This is a genomic window from Rhodococcus sp. 1R11 (genome assembly GCF_004563845.1).
Taxonomy (GTDB): Bacteria; Actinomycetota; Actinomycetes; order Mycobacteriales; family Mycobacteriaceae; genus Rhodococcoides.
In genome coordinates this window covers 1-25,486 of record NZ_SPNG01000012.1, presented here as the reverse complement: position 1 = coordinate 25,486, position 25,486 = coordinate 1, and the positions used below count along the sequence as shown (strand labels likewise).

Annotated in this window: 26 protein-coding genes; 9 read left to right on the top strand and 17 right to left on the bottom strand. The window is 64.8% G+C overall.

Translation table 11 applies throughout. From position 1 onward, the window contains the following. Positions 1-31 precede the first annotated feature (31 nt). The 4 genes from E4P29_RS20030 to E4P29_RS20015 are packed head-to-tail and all read right to left on the bottom strand — an operon-like array spanning position 32 to position 4,072. Positions 32-883: a galactosyltransferase-related protein gene (locus E4P29_RS20030; RefSeq protein ID WP_135046909.1), complete on the bottom strand. Its 852-nt coding sequence runs from the start codon at positions 881-883 to the stop codon at positions 32-34. Beyond that, positions 880-1,899: a glycosyltransferase gene (locus E4P29_RS20025; protein ID WP_135046908.1), complete on the bottom strand. Its 1,020-nt coding sequence runs from the start codon at positions 1,897-1,899 to the stop codon at positions 880-882. Before E4P29_RS20025 ends, E4P29_RS20030 begins: the two co-directional genes overlap by 4 nt. Continuing rightward, complete coding sequence (locus E4P29_RS20020) at positions 1,896-3,008, bottom strand: glycosyltransferase (protein ID WP_135046907.1); 1,113 nt, start codon at positions 3,006-3,008, stop codon at positions 1,896-1,898. The genes E4P29_RS20025 and E4P29_RS20020 overlap by 4 nt, the downstream gene beginning before the upstream one ends. Then, positions 3,005-4,072 carry a glycosyltransferase gene (locus E4P29_RS20015; RefSeq protein ID WP_135046906.1) on the bottom strand — a complete coding sequence of 356 codons (1,068 nt, stop codon included), beginning with the start codon at positions 4,070-4,072 and terminating at the stop codon, positions 3,005-3,007. Before E4P29_RS20015 ends, E4P29_RS20020 begins: the two co-directional genes overlap by 4 nt. A 131-nt stretch (positions 4,073-4,203) precedes the next feature. On the opposite strand from E4P29_RS20015, the gene E4P29_RS20010 reads away from it, so the two are divergent. The 4 genes from E4P29_RS20010 to E4P29_RS19995 all read left to right on the top strand — a co-directional run bounded on the left by E4P29_RS20010 (position 4,204) and on the right by E4P29_RS19995 (position 8,645). Continuing rightward, a complete protein-coding gene (locus tag E4P29_RS20010) occupies positions 4,204-5,187 on the top strand; it encodes a WcbI family polysaccharide biosynthesis putative acetyltransferase (RefSeq protein WP_135046905.1) in 984 nt (327 codons plus the stop codon). Continuing rightward, entirely contained in the window at positions 5,184-7,502 is a 2,319-nt protein-coding gene (locus E4P29_RS26440; RefSeq protein WP_245154421.1) for a glycosyltransferase, read from the top strand. The genes E4P29_RS20010 and E4P29_RS26440 overlap by 4 nt, the downstream gene beginning before the upstream one ends. A gap of 97 nt (positions 7,503-7,599) precedes the next feature. Beyond that, the gene (locus tag E4P29_RS20000) at positions 7,600-7,833 is read left to right on the top strand and encodes a hypothetical protein (protein WP_135046904.1); all 234 of its coding nucleotides are present in this window, start codon (positions 7,600-7,602) and stop codon (positions 7,831-7,833) included. A gap of 98 nt (positions 7,834-7,931) precedes the next feature. Then, a complete protein-coding gene (locus E4P29_RS19995; RefSeq protein WP_135046903.1) occupies positions 7,932-8,645 on the top strand; it encodes a CDP-alcohol phosphatidyltransferase family protein in 714 nt (237 codons plus the stop codon). Here E4P29_RS19995 and E4P29_RS19990 read toward each other — a convergent pair. Beyond that, complete coding sequence (locus E4P29_RS19990; protein ID WP_135046902.1) at positions 8,593-9,429, bottom strand: YihY/virulence factor BrkB family protein; 837 nt, start codon at positions 9,427-9,429, stop codon at positions 8,593-8,595. The genes E4P29_RS19995 and E4P29_RS19990 overlap by 53 nt on opposite strands. 39 nt (positions 9,430-9,468) lie before the next feature. Then, positions 9,469-9,846: an OsmC family protein gene (locus tag E4P29_RS19985; RefSeq protein WP_135046901.1), complete on the bottom strand. Its 378-nt coding sequence runs from the start codon at positions 9,844-9,846 to the stop codon at positions 9,469-9,471. Positions 9,847-10,053: 207 nt separating this feature from the next. Here E4P29_RS19985 and E4P29_RS19980 point away from each other — a divergent pair, with 207 nt between their 5' ends. Then, positions 10,054-11,007, top strand: coding sequence for a ferritin-like domain-containing protein (locus E4P29_RS19980; RefSeq protein ID WP_135046900.1), 954 nt, complete (start codon positions 10,054-10,056; stop codon positions 11,005-11,007). A gap of 76 nt (positions 11,008-11,083) precedes the next feature. Here E4P29_RS19980 and E4P29_RS19975 read toward each other — a convergent pair whose 3' ends face one another. Beyond that, the gene (locus tag E4P29_RS19975; protein WP_135046899.1) at positions 11,084-12,265 is read right to left on the bottom strand and encodes a zinc-dependent alcohol dehydrogenase; all 1,182 of its coding nucleotides are present in this window, start codon (positions 12,263-12,265) and stop codon (positions 11,084-11,086) included. 127 nt (positions 12,266-12,392) lie between these two features. Between E4P29_RS19975 and E4P29_RS19970 the strand changes: the two genes are divergently transcribed. Further along, positions 12,393-13,391, top strand: coding sequence for an iron-containing redox enzyme family protein (locus E4P29_RS19970; protein WP_135046898.1), 999 nt, complete (start codon positions 12,393-12,395; stop codon positions 13,389-13,391). Here the strand turns inward: E4P29_RS19970 and E4P29_RS19965 are convergent. Together E4P29_RS19965 and E4P29_RS19960 are read right to left on the bottom strand one after the other, a co-directional pair. Further along, entirely contained in the window at positions 13,373-13,537 is a 165-nt protein-coding gene (locus tag E4P29_RS19965) for a CDGSH iron-sulfur domain-containing protein (RefSeq protein WP_135046897.1), read from the bottom strand. The genes E4P29_RS19970 and E4P29_RS19965 overlap by 19 nt on opposite strands. 61 nt (positions 13,538-13,598) lie before the next feature. Next, positions 13,599-14,285 carry a HemK2/MTQ2 family protein methyltransferase gene (locus tag E4P29_RS19960; protein WP_135046896.1) on the bottom strand — a complete coding sequence of 229 codons (687 nt, stop codon included), beginning with the start codon at positions 14,283-14,285 and terminating at the stop codon, positions 13,599-13,601. Positions 14,286-14,486: 201 nt separating this feature from the next. Here E4P29_RS19960 and E4P29_RS19955 point away from each other — a divergent pair, with 201 nt between their 5' ends. Both E4P29_RS19955 and E4P29_RS19950 read left to right on the top strand, forming a co-directional pair. Next, entirely contained in the window at positions 14,487-14,954 is a 468-nt protein-coding gene (locus E4P29_RS19955; protein ID WP_135046895.1) for a hypothetical protein, read from the top strand. An 8-nt stretch (positions 14,955-14,962) separates the two neighbouring features. Continuing rightward, entirely contained in the window at positions 14,963-16,144 is a 1,182-nt protein-coding gene (locus E4P29_RS19950; protein ID WP_135046995.1) for an FAD/NAD(P)-binding oxidoreductase, read from the top strand. Positions 16,145-16,169: 25 nt separating this feature from the next. Here the strand turns inward: E4P29_RS19950 and glsA are convergent, their stop codons facing one another. Beyond that, positions 16,170-17,378 carry a glutaminase A gene (gene glsA, locus E4P29_RS19945; protein WP_135046894.1) on the bottom strand — a complete coding sequence of 403 codons (1,209 nt, stop codon included), beginning with the start codon at positions 17,376-17,378 and terminating at the stop codon, positions 16,170-16,172. Between the two features lie 106 nt (positions 17,379-17,484). Between glsA and E4P29_RS19940 the strand changes: the two genes are divergently transcribed. Continuing rightward, positions 17,485-18,483, top strand: coding sequence for a fumarylacetoacetate hydrolase family protein (locus E4P29_RS19940; RefSeq protein WP_135046893.1), 999 nt, complete (start codon positions 17,485-17,487; stop codon positions 18,481-18,483). A 3-nt stretch (positions 18,484-18,486) separates the two neighbouring features. Here E4P29_RS19940 and E4P29_RS26005 read toward each other — a convergent pair whose 3' ends face one another. From E4P29_RS26005 to E4P29_RS19910, 7 genes are all read right to left on the bottom strand, one after another. Beyond that, a complete protein-coding gene (locus tag E4P29_RS26005) occupies positions 18,487-18,630 on the bottom strand; it encodes a hypothetical protein (protein WP_167735557.1) in 144 nt (47 codons plus the stop codon). A 165-nt stretch (positions 18,631-18,795) separates the two neighbouring features. Next, complete coding sequence (katG, locus tag E4P29_RS19935; RefSeq protein ID WP_209205479.1) at positions 18,796-20,991, bottom strand: catalase/peroxidase HPI; 2,196 nt, start codon at positions 20,989-20,991, stop codon at positions 18,796-18,798. Between the two features lie 75 nt (positions 20,992-21,066). Beyond that, complete coding sequence (locus E4P29_RS19930) at positions 21,067-21,546, bottom strand: Fur family transcriptional regulator (RefSeq protein WP_135046891.1); 480 nt, start codon at positions 21,544-21,546, stop codon at positions 21,067-21,069. A 261-nt stretch (positions 21,547-21,807) separates the two neighbouring features. Next, positions 21,808-22,272: a MarR family transcriptional regulator gene (locus tag E4P29_RS19925; RefSeq protein WP_135046890.1), complete on the bottom strand. Its 465-nt coding sequence runs from the start codon at positions 22,270-22,272 to the stop codon at positions 21,808-21,810. A gap of 13 nt (positions 22,273-22,285) precedes the next feature. Beyond that, entirely contained in the window at positions 22,286-24,082 is a 1,797-nt protein-coding gene (locus E4P29_RS19920) for an acetyl/propionyl/methylcrotonyl-CoA carboxylase subunit alpha (protein ID WP_135046889.1), read from the bottom strand. A gap of 14 nt (positions 24,083-24,096) precedes the next feature. Next, positions 24,097-24,372, bottom strand: a complete 276-nt coding sequence (locus E4P29_RS19915; protein WP_135046888.1) for an acyl-CoA carboxylase epsilon subunit — start codon at positions 24,370-24,372, stop codon at positions 24,097-24,099. Further along, on the bottom strand, positions 24,369-25,486 hold a 1,118-nt coding region (locus tag E4P29_RS19910), incomplete at its 5' end, for an acyl-CoA carboxylase subunit beta (RefSeq protein WP_135046887.1). The genes E4P29_RS19915 and E4P29_RS19910, both read right to left, overlap by 4 nt.

Sequence of the window (25,486 nt, the reverse complement as noted above, 5' to 3'; positions counted from 1 at the left end):
TCGGACCTCGTTTCGTGAAAGTCCGGCCAGCCTAATTCACACGGGCGTCGGTGTCGTGAACACCGGCGGTGAGACGGCGAATCTCGGTGTCGCCGTACTCGACCAGTTCGAGGGACGCGAACGCTTCGAGCCACCCGCCCATCGGCCACCGGCCCCACCGGCGGAAGAAGATCCGAGCGTTGACGACGATGTCGTCGAGATGTTCCACCGGCGGATCGGACACGGGATGGAACTGGTGGTACGCGTGAGCGCCGCCGACCCACCGCAACCCGATGCCCGACGCGTGGGCCGTGGCCGCGAAATCGGTGTCCTCGCCCCCGTAACCGGTGTAGTCCTCGCAGAACCCGCCGATCTCGGTCCACGTGTCGGCGTGCACGGCGAAGGACAACGACCAGAACAGGTCGAAATCGTGTCCGGGTTCCACCGCGCCCGCGGGCGGATTCGGTCGAGCCGGATGCGGCGCGGTGAGCGGGATCAGAGCGTCGCCTTCGAGCCCGACGCTGTCGGGTTTCAGGTAGGTCACCGGTCCACACAACAGAGTTCGCCGACTGTCGGGGCGCAGGGCGGCGCGGCGATATCTGTCGAGCATCTTCGGGGCGGGTATGCAATCCACGTCGAGGAACACCACCAACTCGGCACCCCGATCGAGGGCAGCGGCCGCCCCGAGGTTACGCGCTCGCGCCACCGGCAGCGGGGTCTGTGCGTCCATGTCGAGAACCGTTGCCGCAGAACCGGATCGGGCGAGTACGTCCGCAATGCCGTCGTCGCCCATGGCGACCACTATGTGCTCGACAGGCCGGTCGGTGGACTCTGCCAATCCACGAACTTGCGCGGCGAGGTGATCATGACGACCCGAGACCACGGTCACGACTACTACTTTCATCGCCGAGCCGTCCCGGCCGCAGCCTGCTCGATCGCGCGAGCCGCCCGATCGGGTGCGCCGTCGGTACCGAGCAGCGACCATGTCCGTCCGCCGATGCCCAGGGCGCAGTCGGCAGCGCGTCGCCACCGATCGACCGAGGGCCACTCGTCGAGCACCACGGCGATGGATCCGGCCGCCAGTGCGTGCGCGGTGGCAGCCTGCTCGTCGAACGGCCGGGCTTGCGGAACCACGATGGCCGGCGTGCCCGACGCGGCGACGTCGGCCACGGCGTTCTGCCCGGCATTGGTCACCACGAGAGCCGCCGAGCACAGCACCGGCCACACGTCGTCCACCCAGTCACCGCCGGCGACTCCGAGTGCGCGAAAGTCGAACCGGTCGTCCACGGCGGACCACGAGTCCACCAGCTCACGCGTCAACGAGGTGCCGCCCGCTGCACCCAGTACGACAACCGAGCCTTCGGAGGCCGCAGTGTTCGGCGTGTCGGTTCGTGCCCGTCCCGCGAAACGGCTGATCGAGCCCGAGTACGTCGTCTTGGCGGCGTACGGATGCAACCAGGCCGGGTCGTACACACTGCGTGACCAGGGTGCGAGAATGTGCGTCGCCGCGCGGTAGGCCATTGCATGGACGGGATCGGCCCGGTTTCCCGGAATCGCCATGACGATGACCCGAACACCCATCAGCCGCAGAAACATCGCCACTTCCACGGACACATCGACCACCACTGCCCGCGGTCGCTCCCGCGCAACCCACTCGGCAATCATTGCCATCCGTGCGGTCAGCCCGTCGACGTCGTGGGGTGCCCAATGCACCACTCCCCCGGCCGAGATGTCGTCGGCGGCTGCCTCGCCCACGGTGTCGTTCACATCCAGCGGCAGTGCGATCCATTCCGCTGCAGCATGTTCCGGAGGCCGCGCCCGCGAGGACAGCACCGTCATCGGCTCACCCGAGTGACGCGCAATCGCATCGGACCGAGTGACGTGGCCTACCCCGTGGTGGTGTGCGTAGTAGCCGATCATGCAATCGCGAGACCGTGGGCGGACTCCGGTGCCGATGCGGACTCGAGGGTCGATCGGTACAGCTCCTCGTACTCGTCGACCATCCGGTCGACCGAACACACCTGCTCGGCGCGCGCCCGCGCGTCGTGCCTGTTCAATGCTGCCGCGGCGGGAATGGCGTCGGCGAGCCCCGCCACGTCGTCGGCGGGCACCAGCACTCCGGACGAGGCGTCGATGATCTCGGGTATCCCTCCGCGGGCGAATGCCGCCACGGGGGTACCGCAGGCCAGGGCTTCGGCGACCACCAGACCGTACGGCTCGGACCACACCGGCGACACCAGCGCGACCTCGGCACCGGCCACCAGCGCGGCGAGGGCCGGCTGATCGAGGTGTCCGACGTACCGGACTCGATCGTCGAGCAGGGGTTCGACGACACCGTGGAAGTAATCGAGGTTGCTGATGGGGCCGGCGATTCGTAGCGACCGGCCGGCGAGCTTCGCGGCGGCGATGGCCAGGTTCAACCCCTTCTCGGGAACCAACCGTCCGGACCACACCACGTAGTCGCCGCCCGCACCGAACGGCCAGTCCTGCAGGGAGATCCCGTTCCGGATGACGATCGTCCCGGTCGCGACGTCGGCCCACTGCTCGGCTGCGAACGCACTGACAGCAGCGAAAGTGTTGGCACCGAACGGAGCCAAGGCGACAGCCGACTCCAGCCACGCGAACGGCGGCGTGTGCAGAGTGGTCACCATCGGCACCGGCAGCGTGGCGGACATCGCCAACGGCAGGTAGTGGAGGCTGTGATTGTGCACGATGTCGAAAGAGTTCGACAGCGCACCGGCCAGCTCCATCATCACGGCGAGGTACGCGTGGTGCTCGCGAACCGCAGTGGGGGTGACCGCGAGATCGGCGAGGGCAATCGGTGTCAGATCCAGCGTTCGGACCGGCAACATCGCGGCATCCAGATCGACGCTCGATCCGTCTGCGGCGAACAGACTGACGTGGTGTCCACGCTCGGTCAGCGCCCGCACCAAATTGTAGACATGTGCCTCCAGACCGCCCGCGAAAGGCTGTGCCACCGGAAAACTCGATGACGCCAGCACCGCGATGCGAAGTGGCTTCTCGTTCAACGCATCTCCTTTGTCACTGCTGCGTAGATCCCAGCGTGGGTCGCTGCGATTCGTTGTCTCTGCTCGGCCCGGGTTGCGGCGTCGAGCGCTGTGGTTCGATCGGCATGGGACGCCTGCACGGCTGCCACCAACGTGTCGGGATCGAACGAGTCGGTGTTCATGACGAAACTGTGAATCGGCGCTTGGTCGGCATAGAACCCGCAATCGGACGCGACGACGGCCGTTCCCAGATCCCGACAGGCCTCGAGCCAACCCGAATGTGTTCCGAACCGATACGGCAGTACCGAGACGTCGATCGAAGTCAGGTAGTCCCACAGTTCGGCGTCGTCGAATCGGGCGTGCACCCGTACGTCGACATCGGGGAAACTGTTGTAGTCCAGCAACTTCGCGCCGACGGTCGGGTCGTACCAGTGGCCGGCCGTGTCGAACACGTCCTCGTCTATGTCCAACCGCACCGTCGCAGCCGGTAGCGATCGGGCCGCTTCGACGGCGGCGTCCATGACCGCAAGCGGGTCGATGTTCGCTCGCAAGTTCTTGGCGTGGACTCCGATGACGAACGAGTCCGACACCGGGCGTGGGACGTTCATTCGCTCGAGGGGCACCACGTGTGGATGCTCGATCACCGTCGCATGCACGTTCCACCGATCGGCTATCCACGCAGCTGCGCCCTCGGTGAGGGTGATCACGGCATCGGCACCACGTATCAACACGTCCAGCTGCTCCAGATGGCCGGTGTTGTCCGCGAAATGGGGATTGTGCGCGTCGTGGACGGTGAGCACCAAGGGCTTGCGATGGGCCCGCAGATATTCGACCGTGCGGGTCAGTTCTTCCGGCGAGAAGGACTCGAAGCCGAAATGCACGTGCAGAACGTCGAAGCTCGAATCGGGCTGCTCGGCCAACCACCCGGCGTCGAGGAGGCGAGGCGGCCACCACTGGCCCGGCACATCGACGCGAACCGGCGTCGGATCCGGCAACAGCACCACCGAGTCGCCGGATCCGCCGGGCACCGGCTGCACGTGCCGTACGTAGACGTGAGAAGAGGGTACGGACGCAATACGAATCATGAATTCCTTCGGGTACAGGTCAGACGAAATCGTGCCTGTTCCCGACACGCGCATGGGGTCTGTACCCACTTCGTACCGAGTTCAATCGCGGTTGGCATCGCAGGTTCGGCGGGGCTACGTTGACCAGAAGCATGGTCGAACACACGCACTCACACGACGTCGGGGCAGACATGGACGGGCGTACTCGCCACTACGGCGATTTCTACGGAATATCGGGGCTCGAGGCCGCGCCACGTACACCCCTCGACGATCGCCCCCTGTTGCTCGTCTGGGGTAATTGCCAGGCCGAGGCGATGCGCATTCTGCTGAGCTCGGATGCGGCGATGCCGTTTCGGACGGTACGAATCCCGCCGGTACACGAACTCGAATCCGCCGATCTGCCGCATGTCGATCGATTGGTCCGGCAGACCTCGGTACTGCTGACTCAACCTGTGCGGGAGGGTTATCGGGATTTGCCGCTCGGGGTCCCCGATCTGAGACGGTCACTCCCGCCCGAAGCCCTGACACTTCGTTGGCCCGTGCTGAGATACGCTGCGCTGCATCCTTTTCAGGTCATCGTTCGGCATCCGAGCGATCCAGCAGCCGTTCCGGATCTCGTTCCGTACCACGATCTGCGGACGATTGTGGCCTTCGAGCGTGGAGTGCGGTCCGGCGAGGACTGGGATCTCTCGGTATCCGACGCCGGCTTTCGTGATGCCGCGCAGGCGAGCCTGGAGGAACTACGACGACGCGAGAGCCGCGACACCGACATCGCTGCGTCCGACCTGTTCGAGGGTGCGGGAAGCCGTGCCACTCATACGATCAACCACCCGACCAACGTGGTGTTGAGTGCACTCGCGCAGCGAATACTCGACCGACTCGACACCGGCAGCACTGTGAGTGATCCAGGCAGAGAACTGCTCGGCGGTGTTCGAGCGCCCGTCGAACGTCGGGTACTTCACGCACTCGGCCTCCCCGGTAATGCTCGCCCCGACTGGATGGTCGACGGTTCCGACGTGTCCAGCGACGCCGTACACCGCGCTCACCTCGATTGGTATGCGGCTCACCCCCAGTTCGTCGACGCCGCACTCACTCGCCACTCCGAGCTCCTGCGAATCCTGCAGACGACGCCGTGATCGCACCCGTGCATCATCTCGTGGTCGGCCCACCGGACCACGGAGTCGTCCGCTGCGCCCGTGACATGGCCGCCGCCACAGCGAGTCCCGTGGTTACCGCTGCCGACCGACTACCGCCCGATGACCCCGTCCACATTCACTTCACCGACCGGCTGTTCGGACGTACCGCGCCCGAAGCGGCCGATGCCATTGCCGCACTGGCACAGCAGCATCGAGCCCGCATCACCGTCACGCTGCACGACGTGCCGCAGATCTCGGACGGCTCCGCGTTCGCGGCACGCACAGACTGCTACCGCCGAGTGATCGACTGCGCTGCAACGGTCGTGGTGTCGAGTGTGCACGAGCGACTGCTTCTCGAGGACGTACTCGACAGTCGACCCGACATCAGGGTGATTCCCCTGCCGATCGACCGCCCGACACTACGACCCGACGACGTCATCACCCGGCGAGTCGTCGGGATTCTCGGGTTCGTCTATCCGGGGAAGGGACACAGCGAGGTGCTCGGCGCCATGTCCGCACTGGACACCGACGTCGGGTTCGAGATCATCGGGGCCGCGTCGGCCGGACACGACGACGTACTCGACGAATTACGCGCCACCGCCCGGCATCTGGGCAGGCCGTTCTCGACGACCGGTTTCGTTCCCGACGCCGATCTGAACGAACGACTGCGGTCCATTGCTGTTCCGGTTGCTTTCCACCGGCACGTATCGGCATCCGGTTCGATCAACACCTGGATCGCGGCGGGCCGTCGCCCTCTGGTCCCTCGTGGTCGATACGTCGACGAGATGGCCCTCAATTCCCCCGACGCGCTGTGGATTCACGAGGACACGGTGGAGGGCCTGGCCGAGGCGATGGCAGAGGCATTGCGCCGCCCCGAGAAGACATGGCAGACCGCTGACGCGGCACCGTATCCCTCGCCCGCGCAGGCGGCCGACCTGTACAGCTCCCTGTTCCGAGAGGGCATGGCTCGACCGTCCATCCCGCTGCCCGACGGCCGCTGGGTGGTTCCGAACAATCGGTGGGATCTGGCACCGACCGCATCGGACACGCCGTGTGTGTCGGTCGTGATTCCCTACTTCCGGCAGCAGCATCAGCTCGACCTGGTTCTGACAGCGTTGACCGCGCAGACCTGGCCCGCGTCCCGCATCCAGGTGATCGTCGCCGACGACGGATCTCCCGAGGAACCGAATGTGGAGGGGTTCGGCTCGGCTCTCGACATCACAGTCGTGCGCCAGCCGGATCTCGGATTCAGGGCCGCCGCCGTACGTAATCTCGGTGCGTCCGCAGCGCGCGGAGACATCCTCTGCTTCCTCGACGCCGACACCGTGCCCGAACCCGACTACATCGAGGAATCGGTACGCCTGATCGTGGCCGTTCCCGATGCTGTGACGGTGGGTAGGCGTCGACATGCCGATTTCGGCGGGTGGTCGCCCGCGGATGTCGGAACCTGGTTCGAGGGCCGATCTGCGGGTCCGACGGAATTCACCGAGCCCCCATGGCTTCGTGACGGCTACGCCGGTTCGCGAGATCTTCTCGACGCGGACCGTCGTTCGTACCGATACGTCATCAGTGCCGTGATGTCCTGCAGCCGAGCATTTTTCGAGGAACTCGGCGGGTTCGACCCGACGTTCGTCGGGTACGGCGGAGAAGACTGGGAATTCGCGCATCGGGCCTACGCCGCAGGTGCCGTACTGGCCCATCGGCCGCGAGCTGTCGCCTGGCACGACGGGCCCGACTGGGCCGAACGCACGGGCGGAGACCGAGAGCGAAAGAATGCCGAAGCGCTGATGCTGGCCTCCCGCATCACCGACCCTGCGGCGCGTAACCGAGGTCTGACCTTCGCGTTGCCGGAGATCGTCGCGGTTGTCGATACCACCGGGCACAGCGCTGCGTCCCTCCTCGAGACCGTCGGCTCGATCCTGAGGCATCCTGATTGTCGGGTGTGGATTCACGGACCCGGTGCCGATGAATTACGGCGGCAGTGGGGCGACGCCGACTGCCGCATCCAGGTGGGGCTCCCGGGAGACACCGCACGTTCTCACGCGGTGCTCGAGGTGCGCGGCCTGGTCCTGTTCGGTGCCGACGCACTTCGTAGTCTCGTGGAGACAGGAGCGGACCGGCTGACTGTAGACGTGGGCAACTCGGGGACAGTCGAACTACGCACGTCTCGGTCGAGCGCTCGCGCTCGACGGTGGTCGTCGACTGTGCGAATGGATTCCGAGGACCTCGCGGAGGCCATGTTCGGGCACATGCATCGGACAGGCGCGGAGTTCGGACTCTCCGCGGGCGAGGTACAACCGAAACTTGCCTGGTGAATGTGGGGTGCTTCCGGTGTCGACTCGACCGAATCGGGTACGGCCAGTGGGAGAATGTAAACAGGCGGCAAACGAACGTAACGGCGAGATCGGGCGAATGATGAACAGAACGTTGTATTCGATGATGTGGATGATGGCGATCATCGCTTTCATCGCTTTGTTGTGGGGCACAGTCGGTTACGTGTACGCAGACACCCATCCTCTGAAGCGAGCAGCATTCGTCGGAGGCGGAGTGTTGATCGCGGGATGGCTGATTCTGTTCGCGGCCGTCGGGATCAAGATATCCCGGCTCAAAGCCCGCAGGAGACAGAGCAACTCCGACGAGCAGTAACTGTTCGAGCCGCTCGGGTGTGGGTTTCGAGTAGGCGGGTATTCACCGACGAATCTTTCGTAGAGTCGGTCTTTCGATTTGCCGAGCAAGGATCGTCGATGGTCAACCAGCGCAGCACACCGAGCCGGCGTACTTCGTCCGAACTTCCGGCGACCCGCCAGGAATATCTGTCGACATGGTCGGGTCTGCACAGCAACATCGATCCATCGTCGTCGGTGCTCGTGTCGACCTGGCTTCGTCTGGTGTACTTCCTGAGCGCCCCGCTCGTGCGCGCGTCCGTCTCGGCCCACTCCGTCACCATCGCCGCGGTGGTTGCGGCTGCAGGCTCGGTGGCGTTGTCCCGGCCCGGCACGTCGCTGCCCCTCCTGGCGGCGGTGCTCATCGTGTTCTCCGGGCTGCTCGACGGTATCGACGGCGGCGTGGCCATGATCGGTCGTTCTATATCGCAGTGGGGCTATCTACTGGACACGGTGTCGGATCGGTGCAGCGATCTGCTGTTCCTCGCGGGCAGCCTCGCGCTGGGCGCTCCGATGCCCATCGTCGTTGCCGTCGGTGTGACGACATTGCTGCACGAGACGGCCCGCGCGCGTGCCGTCGGAGCCGGAATTTCCGACGTCGGCTTTCTGACAGTGTGGGAGCGGCCGTCTCGGGTCGTTGCCGCCGTCGTCACCGCGACCGTTGCGGGCGCGGGCCCCGGTAGCGCTCAGACGTCTGCGACGATCGGAATATCGGTGACGTGTGGGCTGGCCGTTCTCGGGTTCACCCAGCTGATGTTCGGGCTGTACCGACGGGCCGATCGAACTCGGCGGTGATCAGCCAGCCGGCCAGCGCCAGCACGTGAAAGACGAACATCCACAGCATGATTGCCACACCGCCGCCGATGTCGGTGAGACCGCCGAACGGTGCACCGAGGTCGACCGGAATGGCCAGGAACAAGATGAAGCCGTGCACGAACCCGGTGACGATCGACGACGTGACCAAGGAGCCGGCCACGAGAGCCCGCCACCCCACCGCCCGCGGCGCGATGACCCGGTAGGTCCAGGCAAGCGGAACGGCCAGGATCAACCACAGGCAGTTGAACCCCAGAAATATTCGTAGAGCCAATGCACCGGCACCCCCGCCGCCCGTGGTCGCGTGCAAAACGCGTGCGACGGTCAGCACCCCGATGAGCAACACCGGGGCGGCAACGAAAAAGGGCACCATGGCAGCTCTGCCTCGCCACCCGGTGAACGTTTCACGGGTCGGGGCGAAGCGAACGATCGCCCTTCGCAGACCCTCTCCGTAGAACGTCGCGGGGAATATCGAAATCACGACCCCCAGCGGTCCCAGGTGTATTCCGGCATCGGCCAGACCGTCGAGCGCCGCGCGGGCACCCAACGCATCGGGCAGCAACTCCGACATGGCGTCGAATCCGCCCTGTACCCACTGCGCCGACACCAACAACACGGTCGCGCGGATCGTCAGAAGCAACAGTGGGACGACGGCGATCACCGCGTAGAACGTCAGACCGCCCGCGATCAGAGTGGTGTCCTCCCGCGCGAACCCCGCTTTGATCGCCTGCAATCCGCGAACCGCCCGAACGCGGATGGACATCATCGCGCGCGTTCGGAGCGGGTAAGCCGAATGATCGAGCGGTTATTCAAGGGTGACGTCCACGGCGTCGATCACTTTGAGGAACGGGCAGATCGACGTGGCCTGCGCGAGTACGGCCTCCGGGTTGTCGGTGCCCGGTAGCGACACCGACAGTGCGAACTTCGCGTCGGAATCGGTCAGCACGACGGTTCCCTTGACCGCGAGTTCGTCGACACTGCCGCCGACGGTCCCCAGCGCGATCCGCAGTGACTCCACCAAGCAACTCGACAGCGCTGCGGCCATCAGCTGCTCGGGGTTGGTGGCCTCGCCCGGGCCACCGAGTTCGGCCGGCTCTCGCACACTCAACGACAGCACTCCGTCGTCCGAAGTCACGCCGGTCGCAGTTGCAGAGACGGTTGCTGTGTACAGCTCGGTAGTCATCGGTGTCGGATGTCCATTCCGCCGCCGATCGAAACCGTTGGATCCCGTCGACACGAGTAGCGGTTCGGACGTGTCGCTGTTCACACCTGCGGTACAGCCGTTTGGCAGAACTTACCGGCGGGTAACACCAGAACAGGGCCGAGCATCACGCTGTGACCCACAGGCATCGGCCGGATCCATGTACCCACCCACCGAAAGGGGAGCACCATGAGCACATCGACATTGATCGCTCAGTTGCGCATTGCATTGCAGCTGACTCACACCGAAATCCAGGTCGCGGAAACCCGCGTCGTGCAGGCGCGCACCGAAGCGGTTCGTCGGGAACTGACGCAGAACGCCGCCAACGGACGTGACCGCGCTGCCGCTATCGAGGAGGCACTGCGCGACCTCGGTGGCCTGCCCGAGGTAGTGGCACCGTTCATCGGACGCACCTTCGCAGCGGTGAAGGCAGTCGCCGAGCAGGCGCAGCCGTTCGACGAGGCACTACTGGGTGATCTCGCCCTCGAGCAGCAACTGCTGGGGCGTGCGAAGTACATCAAGGCTCTGGCGACAGCAGCCGACGAACCGTCCGTCGTTGCACTGGCCGGCCGCTTGGCCACCGCGCATGCCGCCACGGTCGAATGGCTCGAGACCGTCCTCGCCGAAGACGCCCTGGGTGGACCCGCCGCACTGCGCCGGACGCCCTTCCAGGCAGCCGCCGGCACCGCAGTCAAGATCGTCAACGCACCGGCCAACTGGTCGGCCCGCGGTCTCGACCGCGCACTGGACGCCGCCCGCGCCACCCCGGATCGACTGAGCGCACTGCTCGGTCGCGGTGCACACGCAGGCGACGTTGCCGTCAAGACTTTGACTGCCAGCCGCGATGCAGCACTCGAAGCCGCCGAGGATGTGACCCGTAGCGAAGGTGTCGATTCTGTCGCCGACGCCATTCACACGGCTCGATCCGCCGGCGGAACTCTCACCGCCGACGAGCTCCCGGTAGCGGACTACGACGACCTCAACGTCTCGGACGCCGTGGCCGCCATCAAGGAACTGACCACACCCGCCGATGTACGCACTGTCGTGGCGTACGAGGAGGCGCACAAGAACCGCCACGGAGTCGTGTCCGCAGGACAGACCCGCCTGGCAGCAATCGCCAAGGACGTCATCTCCGTCGACTGACGACGATCGATCGTTCCTTCTGCGAATACCGATGCGGCCCGTGAAGTTCCGGGCCGCATCGCTGTATTCGAATGGTTCAGGGCTTCAACAGAACCTTGATCGCACCGTCCTGCTTCTTCTGGAAGATGTCGTACGCATGCGGCGCTTCTTCGAGCGAAAGCTCGTGAGTGGCGAACGAATCCACACCCAACGGATCGTCGTCGCCGAGAAGCGGCATGATGTCGTCGACCCATCGCTTGACGTTCGCCTGGCCCATCCGCAGCTGAATCTGCTTGTCGAACAAGGTCATCAACGGTAGCGGATCGGCCATACCCCCGTACACACCGATGATCGAGATGGTTCCGCCGCGTCGAACGATGTCGATGGCCGAGTACAGCGCACCGAGCCTGTCCACGCCGGCCTTCTGCATCATCGGCGCGGCCACGGCGTCGGGAAGCATCCCGACGATCTGCTGCGCCAGCTTGCCGACCGGTGATCCGTGCGCCTCCATTCCGACGGCATCGATCACCGAGTCCGTTCCTCTGCCGTCGGTCATGTCACGAATGACGTCGCCGACGCCACCGCTGTGTTCGGCCAGATTCACCGTTTCGATTCCCCGTGCCGCAGCTCGCGCCAGGCGCTCGGGTACGAGATCGACGGCAATGACCCGAGCACCCTTGTGCTGAGCGATGCGAGCGGCCATGTCTCCGATGGGACCGAGTCCGAGCACCGTCACCGACCCGCCTGCAGGTATCGACGCGTACTCCACCGACTGCCACGCGGTAGGCAATACGTCGGAGAGATAGACGAATCGCGAATCGGGTCCGGCCTCGGGGACCTTGATGTGCGTGAATTGCGCTTGCGGAACACGGAGGTACTCGGCTTGCCCACCGGGCACTTGGCCGTACAGCTTGGAGAAGCCGAACAACGCGGCACCCATGCCTTGCTCACGAACCTGGGTGGTCTCGCATTGGGTGTACAGACTCGAATTGCACATGTAGCAATGCCCACACGAAATCTGGAACGGGATTACCACACGGTCTCCGACGGCGAGATCGCCTGTCTCCGAACCGACTTCCTCGACGATTCCCATGGGCTCGTGACCCAGAATATCGCCCTGGTCCATGAAGGCACCGAGCGTCTCGTACAGGTGTAGGTCCGATCCGCAAATATTGGTGGTCGTGATCTTCACAATTGCGTCCGTCGGCGCTTCGATGCGGGGATCGGGCACCGAATCGACGCTGACGTTCCTCTTGCCCTGCCATGTCACTGCGCGCATGGAGGCTCCTCTCTGTTGCTCGACCCCGAAACTCGGAACCGCACGAAGCGGATTACCTGGTTCGTATGCGTGCAAACGCATCGGACCCACGCGATTGACCGTGACCGGGAGCGGGTAGGCGTGAACAATGAGTGTCGTGACCCCCGCCATCGCCCCCACCCTCGTGTCGCCTCGGTTGCCGGTGCCATGTGGTCCACTCTCTGACGCAGTCGCCCGGTACCTCTCCACCGGCGGCGGTGGCGCATTACCCAGCGCAACGGATGCCGACCCGACGTCCCGTGATATGCAACTGGCGTTGCTCATGAGCTACGAACTGCACTACCGCGGGTTCGAGGGCGTGGACGACGAACTGGAATGGGATCCGGCACTGCTGCAGTTGAGAGCTGGGCTCGAGTCCGCGTTTCAGGACTACGTTCGCTCGAATGTCGAACCCGGCGACGACGTCGTGGCCGAAATGACACGACTGTCGATCGAGGCGTCGTCGGGTACCGGTCCGTCGTGGTTCCTGCGGGACGAAGGATCGTGGGAGCAGATGCGCGAGTACTTCGTACACCGGTCCATCTACCACCTCAAGGAAGCGGATCCCCATGCGTGGGCGATCCCGAGATTGGCCGGCCAGGTCAAGGCCTCCTATGTCGCCGTCGAATTCGACGAGTACGGCGGTGGCAGGGGTGAGCGTGTCCACCAGCATCTGTGGGCCGAATCGATGACGGCAGCAGACCTCGATGCGTCCTACCTCGGGTACGTGGATCGCGTTCCCGCGCAAACACTCGCGTGGGTGAACCTCATGTCGTTGTTGGGATTGCATCGCAGCCGCCGAGGTGCCACCGTCGGCCATTTCGCTGCCACGGAGATCACGTCCTCGCCGGGTTCGCAGCGGTTCGTGCAAGGTCTCCGCAGGCTGTCCGCGCCGGCTGCATGCATCGCGTTCTACGCCGAGCATGTCGAGGCCGATGCCGTTCACGAGCAGGTGCTGCGCCACGACGTGGTGGAGAATTTGGTCAGGCAGGAACCGCACATCGAATCCGACATCGTATTCGGCATGCGCGCACTGGACTTCGTCGAGAACGAGCTTGCGGACCACGTGATGCAGCGGTGGTCCACCGGTCAGTCGTCGCTGGACTGAGCCGCTCGTCGCTTCGCGCGATGGCTCGTGTCACACAGCGGGTACGTCTTGCTGCGCTTGCACGTACACAGCGCAACCACGAAACGATCCGAGGTGACGACGGAGCCGTCGTCGAGTTCGATCTCGACCGGCCCGTCGATCAGCATCGGTCCGCCTCGGACCAATCTCACCCGAGTGCGCGCAGGTGCAACATCACCACCCGTCGGCTCATCGCTTGTCTCCACGCAACACCACCAATTCTTCCGTTCTGCGGCCTGCTTCGAGCACGCCCTTGGCCTCGAGCCACTCGGCACGAGCCGTCATGACGGGCCCGAAGTCGATTGTGCGGCACGCCGCCTCCGATGCACCGAAACCGTGAGTATTCAGCATCTCCCGTGTTCGCTGCGGGCCCGAGAATTCGGAGTGGACCACCAGCAGCACACCGCCGGGTGCCAGCATTTCCGCGCCTCGCGTACACAGAGGGTCGAGCACCACTCGCCCGTCCTCGCCGGCATCCCACGCGCGATGCAGACCCATCCCGGTCGGCGCGGTCTCCGACGGGACGTACGGAGGATTGCACAGCAGAACGTCGAACGGCTCCAGCTCGGCTGCCTCCGAGAACGACCCCAGCCGCACATCCACATCGACTCCGACCGACCGGGCATTGCGCTGCGCACAGGCAACCGCACGCGGAGAGATGTCGAAGGCCACCACCTCGCGGGCACCGAGCAGTGCTGCGGTGTTGGCTACTGCGCCGCTACCGGTACACATGTCGAGTACGCGCGCTCCGGGTACGAGCCGGGAATCTGCGGCGACGTCGCACAGCAGAAGTGAATCCTCCTGAGGCTCGTACACTCCGGGATCGGCGTGCACTCGTGCCAGCGAACGGACGGAATCGAATTCGGCTGTCGTCATGGACATTCCTCCCACGTGCATTGTCGGATTCGTATTCCCGTGTCCAAGCCCCGCAAACCGGTTGTTCGGAACAGGCTTACCGACACGTACTTCGGGGTAGTGCTAGTTCGTGTGTGGTTGAGGAGCAGCCCGCAGTCTCGGCAGTCGACTGCCGCACTCCCCCTGCACGGGTTCAGGAGTTCGGCTCCAGAGGAGTTGTCCATGATCGTCGTTCCGTCCATTCGAACTCCGCTCGCCGGTGTGGTTCCATCGCTCTCCACCACCGACGACCGCGCCTCGAGTACCCGCTTCTCGCTCCCGGAGGCCGAGATGACGGTGTCGGTCGACGAGAGCGCAGGCGACGACATCGAGGTGCGAATTGCCGGCTCCATCACCGACGTCGACGTCCCGGTGCTGGCCGAGACGTTGGGGGAAGCCGCCGAGCGCGGCCGGGCTCTGATTCTCGATCTGTCTCGCGTCACGTTCGTCGCGGCAGGAGTTCGCTCCGTGCTCGACGCCACCGCTATTCGCCAGGGTCGCTGGCAGCAGAAACTCTCCGTTGTGCTTCCCGACGGGGCAGACCCGAACGGCGTCTCGGACCGCGTGTTCGTCTACCGCACGCTCGCCGATGCCCGCAGCAATACCGGTGCCCGCACCGAAGTCACAGCGCAGGCGGCCGATTCACGGTGACCCGCACCATGTACGACGTGCTGATCATCGGTGGAGGCAACGCCGGGATCAGCGCGGCCGCACGACTGCTGAAGAAGGGCGTGTCCGACGTCGCCGTGATCGAGCCCAAGCAGGTGCATACGTACAAGCCCCTGTTGTCGTACGTCGGTGCCGGCCAGGCACCGCTGACCGAGGCCGAACGGACCCAACGCTCGGTGATCCCCGAGGGCTGTGGTTGGCTCGAAGATTCGGTCGTGTCGGTGGATCCGGCAGATCGATCGGTTCGCTGCGCGTCGGGAATCGAGTACGGCTACCGCGATCTCGTGCTGGGGCAAGGTCTGATCGCCGACGAAGCCGCTCTGCCGGGTGTGCATGCGGCACTTCGTTTTCCGGATGTCGCCAGCAACTACCTCGACCGGGCCGAGCGCACGTGGCGGCTGGTCCGTGACCTGCCTGCACACAGTCACGCCGTGTTCACCGTGCCGCGTCCGCCCGTCGGGTGCACCGGGACCACCGTCAAGCCGCTGTTTCTCGCGGCGGCCCACTGGAAGCGCACGGGACGACTACCGACCGTCGACATCACGTTGGTCGTCGATCGTCAGAGTCTGCTCGGTGTCCCTGACCTGGACCCCCGGCTCGCCGGCCACCTCCGAGACCTGGGTGTGCGCGTCCTGATGGATACGGCGGTCACGGCGCTCGAGCCGGAGAGCAAGCGCATCACCGTCACCGATAACGCCGGGGGCGACGAGCGACTCGACTACGACATGCTGCACCTGGTCCCGCCGTATCGCGGACCACTGTGGGTAGAGGAGTCCGGTCTGGCCGGAGAGCAGCAGCACGGTGTCGTCGACATCGACTCCCGCACGATGCGGCACCGACGTCACCCCGAGGTGTGGGCTGCGGGCGACGGTGCAGCGATCGACACCGACTCCTCGGGTGGCGCTCTCCGCAAACAGATTTCGGTCCTCGTCGACAATCTCGTCGCATCCAGGAGCGGCGGAGCGATGTCGAGTTACGACGGGTACACCGTCGCACCCATCGCTGTCGAAGCGCACACTCTGATCACTGCCGAGTTCGACCGGACCGGCGCACTGGCGTCGTCGCTACCCTCGTTTCTCGATCCCCTGAAACCCAGACGGTCCGCGTGGGCGTTCGACCGATACGGCCTACCGCAGTCCTACTGGCACATGATTCTCGCCGGGCGACTGTGACACCGAGCGTCTGCTTCGAGAGGTGTCAGCTGTCGCGGGAGACGTTCATCAGCCCGTCGGGATCCTCGACGACGACGCGGTAGCCGTCGCCCTCCAGTCCGCTCACCGCCTCTCGAAGGAGGCGCTGTGCAGCTCCGTCGACGGCGCGCACTTCGGTGAAATCGACGACTATCTTCTCGCAGTCCGGGACGCCGGCCGCGAGTCGGGCGACGACGGATTCCGCACCGGCGAACCGGAGCTCGCCTTGCAGTTCGACGGTCGTGACGCCGTCGGATTCGCTCAGCGTGCGAATGGCGGATTCGCCGCTGGGAGGGACGTGCATCATGTGCAGACCGAGGTCGCGTGAGAGCCTCTCGAACACGGCGACTCCGCGGACGCTGTTTCCGTGCTCGTTCAACCGGGGCGAGATCACGGCAACACCCACCTGCCCGGGGAGTACGCCCATGATGGCTCCCGCGACTCCACTCTTGGCCGGAATGCCCACGGTCGCAATCCAACTGCCACTTCCGTCGTACATCCCACAGGTTGTCATGACGGCGAGAACGTGACGGTTGACCGCGGGGTCGACGATCTGTCGGCCGGTGGACGGATCGGTTCCGCCGTTCGCCATCACCGATGCGATCACGGCCAGATCGTTGCACGTGACCTTCACCGCGCACTGGCGCGCATATCCGTCGACGACGACTGCGGGTTCCGCGCCGAGGTGGCCGACCGACTTCAGTAGGTGTGCGATCGCGGTATTTCGATCGTCGGATTCCAGTTCGGCCTCGTACACCGCCCGATCGATGTGGAGTTCGCGGCCTGCCATGGCTCCGAGCAGCTCGATGAGCCGCCCCGCTCGTTCTTCGCCGTCACTGCCCCCGATCATCGAATGTACCGCCAGCGCACCGGCATTGATCAGAGGGTTGCGAGGTCGACCGGTCCGCGCTTCCAACGAGATCTCGTTGAACGAATCACCCGACGGTTCGACGTCCACGGCCTCGAGTACCGCCGCGAGTCCGTTGTCCTCGATGGCCAGCGCATAGGCCACTGCCTTGGCGATCGACTGGATCGAGAATTCGGTGTCGGTATCGCCCGCCCCGTAGTGCGACCCGCCGACCGTGGCGAGCGCGACCGCGAACGTGTCGGGATCGGCCGCTGCCAATTCCGGGTTGCCGCTCGACATATCCCCGTCGTCGAGGTGTCGGCACTCCGTCAGGACGGACTGAAGATACTCGGGCACCGGTGATCTCATCACTCCACGCTAACTGTCGGGTCTTGACACACCGACCGTGGCACCGTTTACACTCCGGGTTCCTCAACCGTTGTGGAGCATCGCTCCGCACAGATCGGACGCGCCCGTGCGACTGCGACGCTTGACCTCCACCGATTCAGCCGACCGCCTTGCCGTCCACGTGCCCGACACGACCACATGGATCGATCTCGAGGCTGCGCTCTCGACTCTGGGTGGCCCCGAGATCCTGCGCCCGCTCGCCGGATCCATGCTTCGGTTCCTCGATGCAGGTGAATCCGCTCGCGATGCCGCAGCTGCGGTGGCGCGGCGGGCGGCCGACGAGGGCGTCGCGACGATGGAACGACCGGCACCGACCCTCCCCGTCGTTCCGGCGTCGCTGCGCTGTTTCCTGGGCTGGGAAGAGCACTGGGACCTCGCCGCACACAACCTCGTTCGTCGGAATCTTCCGCGTGCCGTCCCGTTCATCCGTGGGTTCGAGATGCTGACGCGTCGAACGTTCCCGGCTCTGCGTCCCGGTCCGGGGTTCGACGACCATCCGATCTACTACACCGGCAATCACCTGACCGTCGTGGCCGACGAGGCCGATGTCGAATGGCCGTCGTACAGCCGAGTTCTCGACTTCGAGCTCGAATTCGGTGCTGTCGTCACCCGACCGATCCGAGATGCATCCGAACGGGAGGCCGGGGCTGCGATCGGCGGCTACATCGTCTTCGACGACATCAGCGCGCGGGACACGCAGTGGGAAGAGCAGCGGCGGACGCCGTTCGGTCCGGTCGTCAAGACCAAGACGTTCGCCAGTTCGATGGGCGCAGACATCGTCACCCCCGATGAGGTTGCGGGACATCTGGATTCGCTGGCCGCGACCGTCCGGGTCAACGGCGAGCTCTGGTCGACCACCAGCACTGCCGGGATGCGCTATTCCATGAGCGAATCTCTGTCGTACGCGAGTCGCGGCGAGAACATCCAGCCCGGCGAGCTTCTGACGTCGGGCACTCTGCCTCGCGGTTGCGGGCTCGAACTCGACCGGTGGATCGTTCCGGGCGATCACGTCGAACTCGATATCGAACGGATCGGCTCCGTCGCCAACACCATCGGAGCTCGCTGAGTCCTATCGGATTCCGCGCTCGGTGTCCAACTTGTCGGTCGATGCGTCCTGGAACATCTCGAGAAACGACCCGAAACCGGATGCACTCTGACGTGTTTCGTCTCTGTTGTTGTCCGCAGAGCCTGCGGATACGTCCTGTTGTGTCATGGAACCAGCATGACAATCGGACATTGCGACAAATCCGGGTGCAAAGTCACGAATCGGCATCGAAAGATAACAGGCCGGTAACGACGAACTCGAAGCTGTGGATGGATCCAGCTCGTATTCCATCCACAACTTCGAGTTCGATCGACGCGTCAGCGCCGGTGAGGACTAGGCGAGCTCGAAGCGATCGAGCATCATGACCTTGTCCCAGGCCGCGACGAAGTCCCGGACGAACTTCTCCTTGGCGTCGTCGCAAGCGTAAACCTCTGCGAGAGCGCGCAATTCGGAGTTCGAGCCGAAGACCAGATCGTTACGTGTTCCGGTCCACTTCTTCTCGCCGGTAGCGGCATCCTTGGCCTCGTAGATGCCGTCCTCCGCGGTGGGAACCCATTCGGTGCCCATGTCGAGGAGGTTGACGAAGAAGTCGTTGGTGAGCGTGCCGACCTTGTCGGTGAGGACGCCGTGCGTCGACCCCTTGTAGTTCGCGCCGAGTACACGCAGACCGCCGACCAGCACGGTCATCTCCGGTGCACTGAGCGAGAGCAGGTTGGCCCGATCGACCAGGTTGAACTCGGCAGGCAGCTTCTGGCCCTTGCCCAGGAAGTTGCGGAAGCCGTCCACCTTGGGCTCGAGATCGGAGAACGAGTCCACGTCCGTCTTCTCCTGCGTCGCATCCATGCGGCCCGGGGTGAACGGGACCGTGATGTCGACGCCTGCGTTCTTGGCGGCCTGCTCGACGGCTGCGACGCCGCCGAGGACGACGAGGTCCGCGAACGACACCGTTCCGGAGAACGACTGCTGAATGCCTTCGAGAACGCGGACGACCTGTGCGATCTCGTCGGGCTCGTTGACCTCCCAGCCGGCCTGCGGCTGCAGGCGCAGACGGCCACCGTTGGCACCGCCGCGCTTGTCGCTGACGCGGAACGACGATGCCGCCGCCCAGGCAGCCGAGATCAGCTGATCCTGGCTCAGTTCGGAACCGAGGATGGCCTGCTTGAGCTCGGCGATCTGTGCGTCACCGATCAGCTCGTGATCGACGGCCGGAATCGGGTCCTGCCAGAGCAGGGGCTCCGCCGGAACCTCGGGGCCGAGGTAACGCGAGACCGGTCCCATGTCGCGGTGGGTGAGCTTGAACCACGCCTTCTGGAATTCTTCTGCGAGCTCCTCGGGATGATCGAGCCAACGACGGGTGATCTGCTCGTAGATCGGATCGACGCGCATCGCGATGTCTGAGGTCAGCATCGACGGGTGGCGACGCTTGGACGGATCCGCCGGGTCGGGAACGAGATCCGCGCCTTCTCCGTTCTTCGGACGCCACTGGTGTGCGCCGCCCGGGCTCTTGTAGAGCTCCCACTCGAAGCCGTAAAGGGTCTCGAGGAACGAGTTGTCCCACTGGGTCGGCGTCGGGGTCCAGATGACCTCGAGTCCGCTGGTGATCGCGTCGGCGCCCGAGCCGGTGCCGAAGCTGTTCTTCCAGCCCAGGCCCATCTGCTCGATGGGCGCGCCCTCGGGCTCCGGTCCGATGTGGGCATCGGGGTCGGCTGCGCCGTGGGTCTTGCCGAAGGTGTGTCCACCGACCGCGAGCGCTGCAGTCTCGATGTCGTTCATGGCCATGCGGCCGAAGGTCTCGCGGATGTCCAGTGCGGACTGCACGGGATCCGGATTACCGTTGGGGCCTTCGGGATTGACGTAGATCAAGCCCATCTGCACTGCGGCCAGTGGGTTCTCGAGACTCGTGCGATCACCGTGGTAGCGCTCGTCGCCCAACCAGGTCTGCTCGGGGCCCCAGTAGACGTCCTCGTCCGGCTCCCAGGCGTCGACGCGTCCGCCGGCGTAGCCGTAGGTCGGCAGGCCCATGGACTCGATGGCGACGTTTCCGGTGAGCACGATCAGGTCGGCCCAGGACAGTTTGCGGCCGTACTTCTGCTTGACCGGCCAGATGAGACGGCGGGCCTTGTCGAGGCTTGCGTTGTCGGGCCAGCTGTTGAGGGGAGCGAATCGCTGCATGCCCGCTCCGGCACCGCCGCGGCCGTCCTGCTTGCGGTAGGTTCCGGCCGCGTGCCACGCCATGCGGATGAAGAACGGACCGTAGTGCCCGAAGTCCGCGGGCCACCACGGCTGCGAGTTGGTCATCACGGCTTCGATGTCACGCTTGACCTCGGCGAGGTCGAGAGAGTTGAACTCGGCGGCGTAGTCGTAATCCGCACCCATCGGATCGCCCACGGCCGGGTTCTTCTTGAGGATCTTCAGGTTGAGCGCCTTGGGCCACCACTCACGGTTGCCGCCGCCTTCGACCGGCCTGGGCATCGCGTCGTGCATGACCGGACACTTGCCACCGCTCTCCTGCGGCTGATCCTCGTTCATCTCTTTTTCGCGTGTTACGTGATCTTCAGACACGTGCTTCCTTCCAAGGTGTGACGATCGGGCTGTGATCGGTGGTCACGAACTCTGCTGTGTTCGAGACCGGGGAGGGAACTGAACGGGAACTGCCGGCTGCTCGCGAGCAGCCGAACACTGTGCGCAGAAGCCCCAGTAGATGACCTCTGCCTCGTCGATCGTGAAACCGACGGAGTCCGATGCGGTGAGACACGGCGTCTCGCCCACCGCGCAATCCACGTCTGCGATGACGCCGCAATTGCGGCATACAGCGTGGTGATGGTTGTCCCCGACCCGAGATTCGTATCGCGCGGGAGATCCCGCGGGCTCGATGCGACGCACCAGGCGCGCAGCGGTCAGGGCATTGAGAACGTCGTACACCGTCTGGCGTGATACCTCGGGGAGCACCGATCGGACGAGTCCGAGAATCGTGTCGGTGTCCGTATGCGGATTGGTTTCGACAACCTCGAGCACCGTGACCCGCGGACGGGTCACGCGCAAATCGGCGGTGCGTAATTGCTCCGCATAGGGTGAGATGGGCATCACAGCGTCAGTATCCTCCGGTTTTCTGGACCAAGTCAAGTATGCAGTCGAATTCACTGCTTGTCGACCGCGATTCGATGTCGACGGCAACTCGACACATGCCGTTCGCCCGGAGTTCGATCGTCCCCTCGGTTCACTCACCCGCCGGGCGGCAGCGTCGGTCGTCGCTTCCGCACCTTCCGGGATACGCGAATACCCCTGAAGGTAAGGCCCCAGGGGTATTCGATTCACCGTTGGCGCATCAGCGCGAGGATGTGTCGGTCAGCGCCGCCTGTTCCATTGCTTCTCGATGCCGCGCAGCACTTCGAGTGTTTGTTCGGAATCTGCATCGACTGCCATCCGCGACCGAGCCCGTTCGAGCGCGCGTTCGGCACGTGTCACCGCGCGATACCCCGAGTCGGTGGCGTCGACCAAGTACTGCTGTCGATTTCGCGGATTGACACTGCGCACCAACAGGCCCGCGTCGACGAGACTGGCGGTTGTCGCAGTGATGCTGGTCCGGTGTCGTACCAATTCACGTGAGAGCGCGCTGTACGACAACGGCCCTCTCCTGCAGACCAATTCGAGTACCTCGTACCGTGCCCAGCTCAGCCCCTGGGCATCGAGCGCCTCCGCCAACCGCACCCGGGCGACCGAGGCCATCCGCAGTACCGTGGACACGATCTCGAACTCGGTGGAATGCGCCGGAGAGGTGTCGCCGTCGAACGATTCAGCGAGGGCAGTCATCGAAAGGTACCCCCTACTTGATTTCTGCGAGGACGGTGCCTTGGGTGATGGCGTCGCCTGCGGTGACGCTCAGGCCGGTGATGGTGCCGCCTTTGTGGGCGTTGACGGGGTTTTCCATTTTCATCGCTTCCAGGACCGCGACGAGGTCCCCGACCTCGACGCTCTGACCTTCGTCGACGGCGACTTTGACCACGGTGCCCTGCATGGGTGCGGTGACCGCATCACCGGATGCCGCGCCGGCTCCGGCACCACCACGGGTGCGGGCCTTGGGTTTGCGCCGCACCGCACCGGCAGACCCACTGTTGCCGCCGCCGAGGGTGAGCTCGCCCGGCAACGAGACCTCGACGCGTCGACCCCCGACCTCGACGACGACGGACTGCCGCGGCAGGACCGCGTCGTCACTCTGGAGCTGGCCTGCGGTGAACGGAGGAATCTGATTGTCGAATTCGGTTTCGATCCACCGGGTGTGCACCGAGAAGGAGTCACCGTCGCCGATGAACGCGGGATCGGAGACCACCGCAGCGTGGAACGGGATGACTGTCGCCAGGCCTTCGACGGTGAATTCGGCCAGGGCGCGACGGGAGCGGGCGAGGGCTTCCTCACGGGTGGCTCCGGTGACGATGAGTTTGGCGAGCATCGAATCGAACTGGCCCCCGATCACACTGCCGGATTCGACACCGGAATCGACGCGCACTCCCGGCCCGGAGGGGGCGGTGAAGGTGGTGACCGGGCCGGGGGCGGGCAGGAACCCACGCCCGGCGTCTTCACCGTTGATCCGGAACTCGAACGAATGCCCCCGCGGTTCGGGATCTTCGGTGATGGACAGTTCTTCGCCGTTGGCGATGCGGAACTGTTGCAGCACCAGGTCGATGCCGGAGGTTTCCTCGGTGACGGGGTGCTCGACCTGCAGGCGGGTGTTGACTTCCAGGAACGACACGAGGCCGTCTTGGCCGACGAGGTATTCGACGGTCCCGGCGCCGTAGTAGCCGGCTTCGAGGCAGATGGCTTTGGCGCTGGAGTGGATTTCTTTGCGTTGGGCGTCGGTGAGGAACGGGGCGGGGGCTTCTTCGACGAGTTTCTGGAAGCGGCGTTGCAGGGAGCAGTCGCGGGTGCCGGCGACGATGACGTTGCCGTGTTGGTCGGCGATGACCTGGGCTTCGACGTGGCGTGGTTTGTCGAGGTAGCGTTCGACGAAGCATTCCCCGCGCCCGAACGCGGCGACGGCTTCGCGGGTGGCCGAATCGAACAGTTCGGGGATTTCTTCGCGGGTGCGCGCGACTTTCATGCCGCGTCCGCCGCCACCGAACGCGGCTTTGATGGCGATGGGGAGGCCGTGTTCGTCGACGAACGCCAAAATCTCGTTCGCGTCTTTGACCGGTTCGGAGGTGCCGGGGACCGAGGGTGCTTTGGCGCGGGCGGCGATGTGGCGGGCGGTGACCTTGTCGCCGAGGTCGCGGATGGACTGGGGGGAGGGTCCGATCCAGATCAGGCCGGCGTCGATGACAGCCCCCGCGAAGTCGGCGTTCTCGGAGAGGAATCCGTAGCCGGGGTGGATGGCGTCGGCTCCGGATTTGGCGGCGGCATCCAAGATTTTGTCGATCACCAGATACGACTCCGCGGAGGTTTGTCCGCCGAGTGCGAATGCTTCGTCGGCGAGGCGGACGAACGGTGCATCGGCGTCGGGTTCGGCGTACACAGCGACACTGGCCAGACCGGCATCAGCAGCCGCGCGGATCACCCGAACCGCGATCTCACCACGATTGGCAACAAGAACCTTGGAAATCTTCTTATGGGAGGTAGAGGTGGTCATCTGTGCGAAGTCCTTCACTGGCCGAATCGGGCATTGACGAAAAGAGCTGGAGCACTGGCGAGTCCATATCGATGCATATCTTCCGGTCGACCCCACAGATCGAGCACCGGCGGAGATTCTTGAACCACGGAAGTCTGCGCAGCAGTCAGCACGGCGACAACCGCGGCGATATCGGCATCGGTCGGACGCCCACTGAACGTCCAACTACCCTGAACAGCAACATTATTCGCGCTCGCTGCGTCATGATTCGCTTCGGCGCTCGCTGCGTCATGATTCGCTTCGCCGCTCATAGTGGGATGTTTCCGTGTTTCTTCGGGGGCAGGGTCACTTGTTTGCGTTCGAGCAGTCGTAGCGCGGTCACGATCTGCCCACGGGTGTGACTGGGCGGGATGACCGCATCGAGATACCCGCGCTCGGCAGCGACATACGGATTGACCAACGTGTCCTCGTACTGCTGCTGCAACTCGAGCCGCAACGCATCGACGTCCTCACCCTTCTTCGCGGCCTCGAGCAACTGCTTGCGGTAGACGAACCCGACCGCACCCGAAGCCCCCATCACCGCGATCTGCGCCGTCGGCCACGCCAAGTTCACATCGGCACCCATGTGCTTTGACCCCATCACGTCGTACGCCCCGCCATACGCCTTACGGGTGATGACGGTGATCTTCCCGACCGTCGCCTCCCCGTAGGCATACAACAACTTCGCCCCCCGCCGAATGATGCCGTTGTACTCCTGGCCCGTCCCGGGCAGGAACCCCGGCACATCGACCAACGTGATGATCGGAACGTTGAAACAATCACAGGTGCGGACGAACCGCGCCGCCTTCTCCGAGGCATCGATATCGAGTGTGCCCGCGAACTGGGTGGGCTGATTGGCCACGATCCCCACCGACCGGCCGTCGACCCGCCCGAACCCGACGATGATGTTGCGGGCCCGACCCTCCTGCACTTCGAGGAACTCGTCGTCGTCGAGGATCCGGCGGATCACCTCGTGCATGTCGTACGGAGTGTTCGGCGAATCCGGAATCAACGTATCGAGCTCGAGATCCTCCGCCGTCAGATTGTCCTCGATGGATCCGACGATCGGATCCGACGCCGCCGTGCGCGGGGCATCGGCCCGATTGTTCGACGGCAGGTACGACAGGAGGTCGCGGACGTAGTCGAGGGCGTCCTGCTCCCCCGAGGCGACGTAGTGCGCGACGCCGGACTTCTCCATGTGGGTGTGTGCGCCGCCGAGCTCTTCCATCGTCACGTTCTCCCCGGTGACGGTCTTGATGACATCGGGGCCGGTGACGAACATCTGACTGGTGCCGTCGACCATGACCACGAAATCGGTCAGGGCGGGTGAGTAGACGTGTCCACCGGCGGCGGGGCCCATGATCACCGAGATCTGCGGGATCACCC

Excerpts from the sequence above, each read along its gene's own strand:
- E4P29_RS19985 (WP_135046901.1), bottom strand. The coding sequence starts at position 9,846 with ATGACTACCGAGCTGTACACAGCAACCGTCTCTGCAACTGCGACCGGC.
- E4P29_RS19960 (WP_135046896.1), bottom strand. The coding sequence starts at position 14,285 with ATGACGACAGCCGAATTCGATTCCGTCCGTTCGCTGGCACGAGTGCAC.
- E4P29_RS19995 (WP_135046903.1), top strand. The coding sequence starts at position 7,932 with ATGGTCAACCAGCGCAGCACACCGAGCCGGCGTACTTCGTCCGAACTT.
- E4P29_RS26005 (WP_167735557.1), bottom strand. The coding sequence starts at position 18,630 with ATGACACAACAGGACGTATCCGCAGGCTCTGCGGACAACAACAGAGAC.
- E4P29_RS19975 (WP_135046899.1), bottom strand. The coding sequence starts at position 12,265 with ATGCGCGCAGTGACATGGCAGGGCAAGAGGAACGTCAGCGTCGATTCG.
- E4P29_RS19965 (WP_135046897.1), bottom strand. The coding sequence starts at position 13,537 with ATGCTGATCGACGGGCCGGTCGAGATCGAACTCGACGACGGCTCCGTC.
- E4P29_RS19930 (WP_135046891.1), bottom strand. The coding sequence starts at position 21,546 with ATGCCCATCTCACCCTATGCGGAGCAATTACGCACCGCCGATTTGCGC.
- E4P29_RS20010 (WP_135046905.1), top strand. The coding sequence starts at position 4,204 with ATGGTCGAACACACGCACTCACACGACGTCGGGGCAGACATGGACGGG.
- E4P29_RS19915 (WP_135046888.1), bottom strand. The coding sequence starts at position 24,372 with ATGAGCGGCGAAGCGAATCATGACGCAGCGAGCGCCGAAGCGAATCAT.
- E4P29_RS20025 (WP_135046908.1), bottom strand. The coding sequence starts at position 1,899 with ATGATCGGCTACTACGCACACCACCACGGGGTAGGCCACGTCACTCGG.
- E4P29_RS19955 (WP_135046895.1), top strand. The coding sequence starts at position 14,487 with ATGATCGTCGTTCCGTCCATTCGAACTCCGCTCGCCGGTGTGGTTCCA.
- glsA (WP_135046894.1), bottom strand. The coding sequence starts at position 17,378 with ATGAGATCACCGGTGCCCGAGTATCTTCAGTCCGTCCTGACGGAGTGC.
- E4P29_RS19990 (WP_135046902.1), bottom strand. The coding sequence starts at position 9,429 with ATGATGTCCATCCGCGTTCGGGCGGTTCGCGGATTGCAGGCGATCAAA.
- E4P29_RS20000 (WP_135046904.1), top strand. The coding sequence starts at position 7,600 with ATGATGAACAGAACGTTGTATTCGATGATGTGGATGATGGCGATCATC.
- E4P29_RS19980 (WP_135046900.1), top strand. The coding sequence starts at position 10,054 with ATGAGCACATCGACATTGATCGCTCAGTTGCGCATTGCATTGCAGCTG.
- E4P29_RS20015 (WP_135046906.1), bottom strand. The coding sequence starts at position 4,072 with ATGATTCGTATTGCGTCCGTACCCTCTTCTCACGTCTACGTACGGCAC.
- E4P29_RS19925 (WP_135046890.1), bottom strand. The coding sequence starts at position 22,272 with ATGACTGCCCTCGCTGAATCGTTCGACGGCGACACCTCTCCGGCGCAT.
- katG (WP_209205479.1), bottom strand. The coding sequence starts at position 20,991 with ATGAACGAGGATCAGCCGCAGGAGAGCGGTGGCAAGTGTCCGGTCATG.
- E4P29_RS19970 (WP_135046898.1), top strand. The coding sequence starts at position 12,393 with ATGAGTGTCGTGACCCCCGCCATCGCCCCCACCCTCGTGTCGCCTCGG.
- E4P29_RS19950 (WP_135046995.1), top strand. The coding sequence starts at position 14,963 with ATGTACGACGTGCTGATCATCGGTGGAGGCAACGCCGGGATCAGCGCG.
- E4P29_RS19920 (WP_135046889.1), bottom strand. The coding sequence starts at position 24,082 with ATGACCACCTCTACCTCCCATAAGAAGATTTCCAAGGTTCTTGTTGCC.
- E4P29_RS20030 (WP_135046909.1), bottom strand. The coding sequence starts at position 883 with ATGAAAGTAGTAGTCGTGACCGTGGTCTCGGGTCGTCATGATCACCTC.